Source organism: Frankia sp. AiPs1, from assembly GCF_023716945.1.
In the GTDB taxonomy this organism is placed as follows: Bacteria; Actinomycetota; Actinomycetes; order Frankiales; family Frankiaceae; genus Frankia.
The window spans coordinates 1-9,293 of sequence record NZ_JAMQQF010000213.1 but is presented as its reverse complement, the minus strand read 5'-3'; the positions used below and the strand labels follow the sequence as shown (position 1 = coordinate 9,293).

Genomic DNA, 9,293 nt, shown 5'->3' with positions numbered 1-9,293 from the left:
GGCGGGCAGGGGGACCGCGTCGAGGTTGAACGTGCCGCTGTGGCGGAACTCGCCCCGCGCCCCGGCGGCGCCCGCGGAGGCGCCGGTGCCCGCCGCGGTGCCGATGCCCGCCGGCCGGCCGGTGCCGGACTCGTACCAGGTGTGCAGCTGGAAGTCCCGGAGCAGGGCGCCCATCTCGATCATCTCGGAGCGCAACGCGTGGTGGTCGGGGGAGCGGTCGGCGTGCACGGCCACGACCGGGCGTTCCGGTTGCAGCCGGGCCGTGTGGCCGATCATCGCGACCATCGGGGTGACGCCGATGCCCGTGCTGATCAGTACCAGCGGGTCGGCGCCGGTGGCGAGGGTGACGTCGCCGGTCGGCGGGCTCACGTCCAGGATGTCGCCGATCTTGACCTGGTCGTGCAGGTGGGAGGAAACGGCGCCGGCGGGCGCGCCGGCGGTGCCCGGCACGCGGCGCACGGTGATCCGCAGGCTGCCGGCGCCCGGCGCCCGGGACAGGCTGTACTGCCGGGCCTGGCGCAGGCCGCCGGGCAGGTCCACGGCGACGGAGACGTACTGGCCGGCCAGGTATGTCGGCAGGGGTTCGGGCCCGGTCGGGACCAGGTCGAAGGAGATCACCTCGGCCGTCGCCACGGTGCGCGCGGTCACCCGCCAGGGCCGCCAGACGCGAACCCGGTCGGCGCCGACGCGCTGGGCGATCCGTCCCTCCTCGGCGATGAGCGCGGTGGCGAACAGCCAGTAGACCTCGTCCCAGGCGTCGTGCACCTCGCGGGTCACCGCGTCGCCGAGTACCTCGCCGACCGCGGCGAGCAGGTGCTGTCCGACGATCGTGTACTGCTCGGGCCGCACTCCCAGCGACACGTGCTTGTGCGCGATGCGGCTCAGCACCGGGGCGAACGACGAGTCCGACCCGCCGAGCAGGTGCCCGGCGTAGGCGACGATCGCCGCGGCCAGCGCCTGGCGCTGCTCGCCGGTGGCCTGGTTGCCCTGGTTGAACAGGTCCAGCAGCTCGGGGTGGGCGGCGAACACGCGCGGGTAGAAGGCGGCGGTGATCTCGACGGCATGCTCGGCGACCACGCCCGCGGTCGCTCCGACGACGGCGGCGGAACGTTCGGACAGCATCAATGACCTCCGGACTCGAACGTGGCGGCGCCGCACGGTGGGGAGGTGCCGCAGGGAGAGCTCCAGTGGTGGACCAGCGACACTTCTACGTGTCGTAGTAGCTGGACGGCCAGCATAGTGAAATGGCGTCGCCACGCCCGCTTTTCCGGCCTCATGGTGTCGTTCACAGTCCGTGTCTCTCCAGACTCAACCAGCGCCGGTGGGGACCGGGCCGTATTCGGCCCGAGGCCCCACGTGAAGTCCGCTGGCGGTGGCCGCCGTGCGCTGACCGGTTCGGACCGAGGTGATGCTCCCGGCGGGACAACCGGGATAGCCTCCGCGGTGATGACCGGACCTGGGCTGAGCGGGTTGGCGGGCCTCGTCGGCCCGGATGCGCTGTGGGAGTCGGTCGAGCGGATGGTCTCGTTCGGCCCGCGGCTGCCCGGCTCGGCGGCGCACCACCGCCACGTCGACGACCTCGATGCCCGGTTGCGGGGGCTGGGCATGGCGGTGTCCCGCCATGCCGTTCCCGTCGCCCGCTGGCTCGCCGACGACTGGTCGCTGCGGGTCGTCGACGCGCGCGGGGCGAGCGTCGCGGTGCCCGTCGCCTCCTACCGCCCGTGCTCCGGCGAGACGTCGACCCGCGGGGTGACGGCGACGGTGGTGGACGTCGGCGCCGGCGGCGCGGCGGACTACCGGGGCCGCTCGGTGGCGGGTGCGATCGTGCTCGCCGACGCGCCGGTCGCCCGGCTGCGCGCCGAGGTGCTCACCGACCTCGCCGACGCCGTCGAGCCGCCCGACGCGCGGACACGGCTCGCCGCCGAGGACTATTCGCGGGTGTGGCTCGGCGTCCCGGCGCCACCCGACCTCACCCTCGCCCGCCGGCACGGCGCCGTCGCGATGATCGAGATCCTCGATCTGTCGCCGCCGCTGGCCGCCGGCCAGTACACCCCGCACCAGCAGGAGCACGCCGGTCTGCCGACCCTGCACGTCGACCGGGAGCAGGGCGCCCGGCTGCGCGCCCTGCTCGCGCTCGGCCCGCTGACGGCCACCGTCGTCCTGACCGCCCGCCACGACGACAGCACCGTCGACTACCTCCTGGCCCGCCTGCCCGGCCACGACAGCGGCGCCGACGCCGACGCCAAGGGCGACCGCGACCCCGACCGTGACCCCGACCCCGACCGTGACCCCGACCGCAGCCCCGGCCTCGGCGACGCGGCGTGGGCGGCCGGCGACGTGCTCGTGGCCACGCACACCGACGGGCAGAACGCGATCGAGGAGAACGGTGGGCCGGCCCTGCTCGCGATCGCCGAGCGGCTCATCCGCCGGGGCCCGGCCGCGCGGCGGGGGCGCAACGCCGTGTTCCTGTTCTCCCCGGCGCACATGACGGCCGACGCGGCGACGGCGAAGCCCGACGCCTGGCTGCGCCGCCACCCCCGGCTGCGCGCCTCGCTTGCGATGGGGCTCGTCGCCGAGCATCTCGGCGCGATGGGCTGGGACGAAGGCGGCGGCACCGCGCCCTACGGGCCGACCGGGCGCAGCGAACCGGTCGTCGTCGCCGTCGGCCACAGCGACCGGCTGCGCCGGCTCGCGCTCGACGAGGTGCGGGCGAGCAGGCTCTCCCGGGCCGGCGTGCTCCCGCCGGCCGGCGACGGGCTCTACGGCGAGGGCACGTTCCCGTACCGTCTCGGCCTGCCGACGGTGGCGTTCATCAGCGGGCCGGCGTACCTGCTCCAGGTCGGCCCGGGCGACCAGCTCGACAAGCTCGACCCGGCGCTGCTGCACCGGCACACCGTCTTCCTCGCCCGCCTGCTCGACCGGATGCTCGCCCTGCCCCCGCCGGGTCCGTAAGCCGTCGCCGGCACCACCGAGGGTCCGCCTGCGTGTCCGCGGCGAGTGCGGATGGTCGGTCCGGTGTCGGCGTCCGGTTGCCGCCGGTCGGTGCGTGATGGTTTGGTGTCTCACCAGGTGCTGCTGCTGTCCAGCCGTGCCCGCAGTGCCAGCCGTGCAGCAGTGCCAGATTCCGTCCAGCCGTGCCAGAGGAGCAGCGACGATGACGCAGGCGATCCCGGAGCAGTCGTTCGAGCTGGGCCTGGCCGGGAAGGCCGCGGTGGTCACCGGCGCCGGGGCCGGCATCGGGCAGGCCATCGCGGTGGCGCTGGCCCGCGTCGGGGTGTCGGTGGGGCTGGTCGAGATCGATCCGGAGCGGGCCGCGAGCACGCTCGAGATCATCGAGAAGGCGGGTGGCACGGCGCTGACGCTGCCCACCGACGTGATGGACACCGAGGCGCTGGCCGGCTCGATCACCGCCGCGCACGGGGAGTTCGGCCGGCTCGACATCCTCGTCAACAACGCCGGCGGGGTGAAGGCGAACCGCTTCCTGAAGCAGAGCGAGCGAAGCTGGCGTCGGCACATCGACATCAACCTGGTCAGCATGATCGCGGCGACGTCGACCGCCGCGCCGCTGATCGCCGCGGGCGGTGCCGGCGGGTCGATCCTCAACATCACCAGCATCGAGGGGCAGCGCGCGGCGCCGTTGTACGCCGTCTATGCCGCCTGCAAGGCCGGCATGATCTCCTTCACCCGGACTATGGCCCTGGAACTCGGCGAGGACCAGATCCGGGTCAACGCGCTGGCGCCCGACCACACCGCCACCGCCGGCATGCGCGGTATCTTCACCGGCCCGGTCGACCCCGACAACCTGCCGCCGCTGCCGCCGGAGCGCCGGAGCGACGTGGAGCGCTACGTCCCGCTCGGTCGGGAGGGCCACGCCGACGAGGTCGGGGACGCCGCGGTGTTCCTCAGCTCCGACCGGGCGAAGTACATCACGGGCGTCACGCTCAACATCGACGGCGGCGCCTGGGCGTCCAGCGGCTGGGGCCGCGCGGGCGACGGCTGGACCCTCTACCCCGGCGACACCTCCGTCACCCTGTGACGCCGTCCGGGGGTGACGCCATCCCGGGGTGACGCGGAGCCTCGGACGTTCCCCTCCCCTTCCGGCTACCACGTTCCGTGACGTCACTCGGCGTGGCTGAGGCGGGTCGCCGGACGGGCAACGACTCGGGCGGCGGCGGAGGATGCATGGGAGAGCGCCTCCATGGTTCTTCTGTAGGGTTCGACGTCCGATTTATCCCTACACAAGAACCAGATGGCTCCGCTCCCATGCACACCTCCTCGCGGGGCGGTGCCGGTGGGCCGTCTGACGGCGAGGCGGCCGCGGTCTGCCATCACACGCTGTTACCGAGGGCCGAAAGGGTAACACCTCGGACGTCGACGGGTGGGCTCGGACCTCGGGGTGGGCTCGGACGTCGACGGGTGGGCTCAGACGTCGACGGGTGGACTCTGGCGGCTCGGGATCGCGATCCGGTTCCACGCGTTGATCGTCACGATGGCGAGGATCAGATCCGCGGCCTCCTTCTCCGACCAGCTCTTCGTGACCAGTGCCCAGGTCTCGTCGCTCACCCCGTCCGGGCCGAGCCGGGTGGCCTCGTCGGTGAGCGCGAGCGCCGCCCGTTCGCGCTCGTCGAAGAACGGCGCCTCCCGCCAGGCCCCGACCGCGAACAGCCGGCGGGAGGACTCGCCGGCCGCGAGGGCGTCCCGGCTGTGCATGTCCACGCAGAACGAGCAACCGTTGATGATCGACGCCCGCAGCTTGACCAGCTCCAGGACCGTGCTGTCGACGTTCTGCCGGACGTAGCGCTCCAGGCCGAGCATCGCCTTGTACCCGTCCGGCGCGACCTCCGCCACGTTCAACCGCTCGGTCATCTCCCGATCCCCTTCCCGACTGGCCGGGGTCTACCGCCCCGGGGCGGGCCGCCCGAACGGCGATCCCTGCCTGCAGGGACGAGGCCGCCGGCCGCGGTGTGACATCGCACGGCCCGCCACGCGCGGTCACCCGGGTTGCCCGGCCCCTGGCGACCGCGACCGTCACCGGGGTGGCCGTCACCGAGGGTGCCGGCAGGCCCCGAGGTCGGCCGGCGATGGTGGTGCGGACGTCGGTCGCGGGTGCGGCGTCGCGGGCGCCGAGACCTGGAACGGCCAGGGCCCCTGACGCCGTCCACGCCGCCGACCTGTCCACCGCCCGCTTCCTCGGCTACCACGTCGCCACCTACCCACCGCGTCGCCACCTACCCACCGCGTCGCCACCTACCCACCGCGTCGCCAGCTCGCCACTACCCACCGCGTCGCCACCCACACAGCCCGATTCGTCAGAATGACGGCATGACCTCAGACCTCACCATCCCCGCCACGCACCACGACCTGATCACCGCGTCGACCGTCGCCCTGAGCACGATCAACGACGACGGTTCGATCCAGACCACCGCGGTCTGGGTGCTGCTCGACGACGACGGTGTTCTCCGCACTTCGCTGTCGAAAGGTCGCAAGAAGTACGAAAACCTCGTGGCCCGCCCGCAGGCCACCCTGTTCGTCATCTCGCCGACCAACCCGTTCCACACCCTCGAGGTGCGCGCCACCGTTGAGATCGCCGACGACGACGCCGCGCGCACCTTCATGGCCAAGGTGATCGCACCGTACGGCCAGACGCTCGAGACGATGGCCGAGCAGGCGGCCGAGGAGCGCGTCGTCGTCACCTTCGTGGCGCAGCGGGTCCGCGCGCAGGGCTGAGCGGCCCCGGGTCGGCTCGCCCGCCACGCCTGCGACAAAGGTGAGAGGTCGGCCCGTGACCGCACCCGATCAGGACGCGGAAGATCTGGGCTGGTCGCCGTCGCGGGGGGAGGGCAGCTTGCGGGCGACAGTGAGCCCGTCGGCGATCGGCAGCATCACGACTTGTACCCGGGAATCGGCGACGAGCAGCCGGTTGAACTCCCGGACGGCGACCACCGCCGGATTGTCCGAGCGCGGGCGCACGACTGCTCCGTATTGGAGGACATTGTCCACGATGATGACCCCGTTGGGGTTCATACGGGGAACAAGCAGGTCGTAGTATCGCTGATAGGAGACCTTGTCCGCGTCGATGAAGGCCAGGTCGAAGGTGGGTTCCTCGACGAGGTCCGCGAGGCTGTCGGCGGCCGGCCCGAGGACGAGGTCTATTCGGTCGGTGACGCCGGCCCGGGCCCAGTGCTTGTGGGCGATCGCGGTCCACTCCTCGCTGACGTCGAGGCAGAGCAGCCGGCCGTCGGCCGGCAGACCGCGGGCGATGCACAGGGCCGAGTAGCCGGTGAAGGTGCCGACCTCGATGGCCCGACGGGGAGCGATCGCGGCGGTCAGGATGGTCAGCAGGGTGCCCTGCTCGGCCGGCACCTGCATCTCCGCCTCGGGCAACGTGGCCGTGACCGCGGACAGGTCGACGAGGACCTCCTCGGGCGGCGAGCTGTGCTCGGTCAGATATGCGCTGATTTTACCGTTGAGAAAGGCGGATTTCGAGCCCCGGCCGCTGCCTCCGATGATCTCGCGGCGAACCGTCTCGGCGCCGAGCGCCGTCGCTTCCCGAATGCGTTGTGCCGGATTTCTCGACATGATCAGTGGGTACTCCGTCCCTGGTCGCTCGGTGCGAAAATAGCCGCCCGGCGACGCATTGCCGGCGCCTTACCGCGGTTCGGCGGGGAAAGAAACGGTAAAGATCTCAGGCGGACCCTGGCGGCGAGTCCGGCGAGTCCTCGTCAGGGTTCCCGGCCGGCTTCGCGGTCCAGGTGGGCATCGTCGACGACTTCCAGGAACTCGAGTTCCGGGGGAGGCCGGAGGTGGCCGGCCGCGGACCGCTGCGGCGGCACCGCCGCGGCGCTCTCGCCAGGCTGCGGGCTCGCCCACGGCAGGTCGAGCATGACGCACAGGCCACCGGTCGGGGCGGGAACCAGGGCGATCGTCCCGCCGTCGGCGGTCACCAGGGCGTGCACGATCGCGAGGCCGAGCCCGTGGCCCCGCCGGTCGGCGCGGCGCGGCGTCCGGTCCCGGTCGGCGACCTGCCCCGGCTCGTCCGAGCCAGCCCGCTCGACGCCGGCGCCCCGCTCGACGCCGGCGCTGCCGAAGCGGCGGAAGGCCGCCTGCCGCTGCTCGGCGCTCATGCCGGTGCCGCTGTCGGTGACGGTGAGTCGGATCGCCGGCCCGGCCAGAGGCGCCGGGGCGGAGTGCGACTCGATCCGGATCCGGCCGCCCGGTGGGGTGGCCTCGAGGGCGTTGCTGAGCAGGTTGTCGAGGATCTGCTCGAGATGGCCGGGGCCGCTGGCCACCACGTGCGCGTCGTCGACGTCCCAGGTCAGCGCGATGTCCGCGGCGGCGGCCACCGGTCGCCAGATCAGGCAGCGCTGGGTGGTCACCGGCGCGAGGGGAACCGGCCGGGCGGCGGTCGGGGCGTGTTCGGCCCGGGAGACGGCGAGCAGCCCGTCGACCATGCGGGACAGCCGGTGCACCTCGACCAGGGTGCCGGCCACCTCCGCGGCGACCGTGGTGTCGACGTCCTGCTCCAGCAGTTCCAGCCGCAGCCGCATCGCGGTCAGCGGGGTGCGGATCTGGTGGGAGACGTCGGCGAGGAAATGCCGCTGGCTGTCGACGAGGGACTGGATCCGGTCGGCCATCGCGTCGAAGGCCGCCGCGACCTCCCGGACCTCGGGCGGACCGCCGACGGCGCGGGCCCGGATCGTCAGGTCACCCGTGCCGAGCTCGCCGGCGGCGTGTCCGAGTCGGCGCAGCGGGCGGCTCACCCAGCGGGCCAGCAGGATGGAGATCGCCAGCGCCGCCAGCGCGACCAGCACGCCGCCGACGGCGATCATCGTCCACCGCTGGTTGATCGAGCCACGCAGCCCGTAGTCGCTGCGCGCGACCGCGAGGACGCCGACCAGGCCGTTCGCGTTGGATACCGGTGCCACGAGGATCATGTGGTGCCCGTTGGCGTCGCTCGGCTCGATGGTCACGCTGTGGTGGTGCGCGCGGGCGAGGTCCTGCGGCGTGACCGGGATGTCCTCGCCGGTGTCGGCCATGGGGCTGTTGTCGGCGCGGTAGAGGCGCAGCTCGTCGGGCGGCACGTCCGCGCTGTCGCGGCGGGGCACCGGCAGCGGGGCCGCGTCCGGCGACAGCCGCCGCCACTTCACCTCGGCGACGTAGGCGTCGGTCGACGCGGACAACCGCAGCCCGAACAGGGCCCGGTCGTGCCGGGTGGCGTCCAGGCCCATCGGGACGCACAGCCCGACGAGCAGTGCCGCGGTCAGCAGGAGCTGGGCGGCGAGGATCCGCCGGCTCATCGGCCCGGCAGATCCTGGCGCCGATCACCCTGCGCCGGCAGGCGGCCCGGATCGGTCGCGGCCCGGGTCCCCGCGCCCTGGGCGCCGGCCAGCCGGAAGCCGACCCCGTAGACGGTCTCGATCAGTTCCGGCTTGCCGAGTTTGCGGCGAATTGCACCGATGTGCACGTCGAGGACCTTCGGTGAGCCGAACCAGTCTCCCCAGACCCCGGTGAAGATCTCCTGTCGGGTCCGCACCCGGCCGGGGTCGGCGGCGAGGAACGCCAGCAGGTCGTATTCGCGGGCGGTGACGGCGACGGGGCGGTCGTCGACGGTGATCCGGCGGCTGCGTCGGTCGAGGGTGAGCGGGCCGTGCCGGAGCAGGTCGGCCTCCCGACCGCCCGCCCGCCCGGGGGGGCGCCGGCGCACCGCCCGCATCCGGGCCAGCAACTCGGCGAATCCGAACGGCTTGACCAGGTAGTCATCCGAGCCCAGGTCGAGTGCCTCGACCCGGTCGGCCTCGTCTCCGCGGGCCGTCACGACGATCACCGGGATGTCGGTGCGCTCCCGGATGCGTCGGCACACCTGCGCGCCGTCCATGTCGGGCAGCCCCAGGTCAAGCAGCACGAGGTCAGGCGGGGTGGGACCGGTGACCTGGGTGAGGGCGGCCCCGCCGGTGCGGACCCGACTCGCCGTGTAGCCGGCCCGGTCCAGCCCGCGCACGAGCTGCGTCCCGAGCCCGTCGTCGTCCTCGACCACGAGGACGCGGGCGCCCGCCGGGTCGGGCTGACGGGCGGGGTCGGGCTGACGGGCGGGGTCGGGCTGGTGGGGCGGGTCCGGCACCTGCGCCGAGAAATGGTGGCCTGCGGTCCTCGCCATCTTTCCAGCCTAGGGCTCCCGCCACGGAAGGGTGCGGCGTCCCCGCAGGCGTGACCGCCGCATCGCCGGCCCCTCACCCACCCGCGGCGGCCTCGCCTGCGGGCTGCGGGTCGACGCCGGCCACCGCGGCGGCGAGCGT

The 9,293-nt window shown here is 73.4% G+C and carries 8 protein-coding genes; 3 read left to right on the top strand and 5 right to left on the bottom strand.

Annotated elements, in window-relative coordinates:
• The coding region (locus ND748_RS18080) for a globin domain-containing protein (RefSeq protein WP_251746995.1) at positions 1-1,122 on the bottom strand (1,122 nt) is incomplete at its 3' end.
• 324 nt (positions 1,123-1,446) lie between these two features.
• On the opposite strand from ND748_RS18080, the gene ND748_RS18075 reads away from it, so the two are divergent.
• Both ND748_RS18075 and ND748_RS18070 read left to right on the top strand, forming a co-directional pair.
• Complete coding sequence (locus ND748_RS18075) at positions 1,447-2,952, top strand: hypothetical protein (RefSeq protein ID WP_251746994.1); 1,506 nt, start codon at positions 1,447-1,449, stop codon at positions 2,950-2,952.
• 202 nt (positions 2,953-3,154) lie between these two features.
• Positions 3,155-4,036 carry an SDR family NAD(P)-dependent oxidoreductase gene (locus ND748_RS18070; RefSeq protein ID WP_251746992.1) on the top strand — a complete coding sequence of 294 codons (882 nt, stop codon included), beginning with the start codon at positions 3,155-3,157 and terminating at the stop codon, positions 4,034-4,036.
• A gap of 386 nt (positions 4,037-4,422) precedes the next feature.
• On the opposite strand, the gene ND748_RS18065 is transcribed toward ND748_RS18070, so the two are convergent.
• Positions 4,423-4,866, bottom strand: a complete 444-nt coding sequence (locus ND748_RS18065) for a carboxymuconolactone decarboxylase family protein (protein WP_251746991.1) — start codon at positions 4,864-4,866, stop codon at positions 4,423-4,425.
• A gap of 456 nt (positions 4,867-5,322) precedes the next feature.
• On the opposite strand from ND748_RS18065, the gene ND748_RS18060 reads away from it, so the two are divergent.
• Positions 5,323-5,727, top strand: a complete 405-nt coding sequence (locus ND748_RS18060) for a TIGR03618 family F420-dependent PPOX class oxidoreductase (RefSeq protein ID WP_251746990.1) — start codon at positions 5,323-5,325, stop codon at positions 5,725-5,727.
• 69 nt (positions 5,728-5,796) lie between these two features.
• Here the strand turns inward: ND748_RS18060 and ND748_RS18055 are convergent, their stop codons facing one another.
• The 3 genes from ND748_RS18055 to ND748_RS18045 all read right to left on the bottom strand — a co-directional run bounded on the left by ND748_RS18055 (position 5,797) and on the right by ND748_RS18045 (position 9,034).
• Positions 5,797-6,579 carry an O-methyltransferase gene (locus ND748_RS18055; protein ID WP_251746988.1) on the bottom strand — a complete coding sequence of 261 codons (783 nt, stop codon included), beginning with the start codon at positions 6,577-6,579 and terminating at the stop codon, positions 5,797-5,799.
• Between the two features lie 143 nt (positions 6,580-6,722).
• Positions 6,723-8,297 carry a HAMP domain-containing sensor histidine kinase gene (locus tag ND748_RS18050; protein WP_251746987.1) on the bottom strand — a complete coding sequence of 525 codons (1,575 nt, stop codon included), beginning with the start codon at positions 8,295-8,297 and terminating at the stop codon, positions 6,723-6,725.
• The gene (locus tag ND748_RS18045; RefSeq protein ID WP_374215961.1) at positions 8,294-9,034 is read right to left on the bottom strand and encodes a response regulator transcription factor; all 741 of its coding nucleotides are present in this window, start codon (positions 9,032-9,034) and stop codon (positions 8,294-8,296) included. Before ND748_RS18045 ends, ND748_RS18050 begins: the two co-directional genes overlap by 4 nt.
• Positions 9,035-9,293 lie beyond the last annotated feature (259 nt).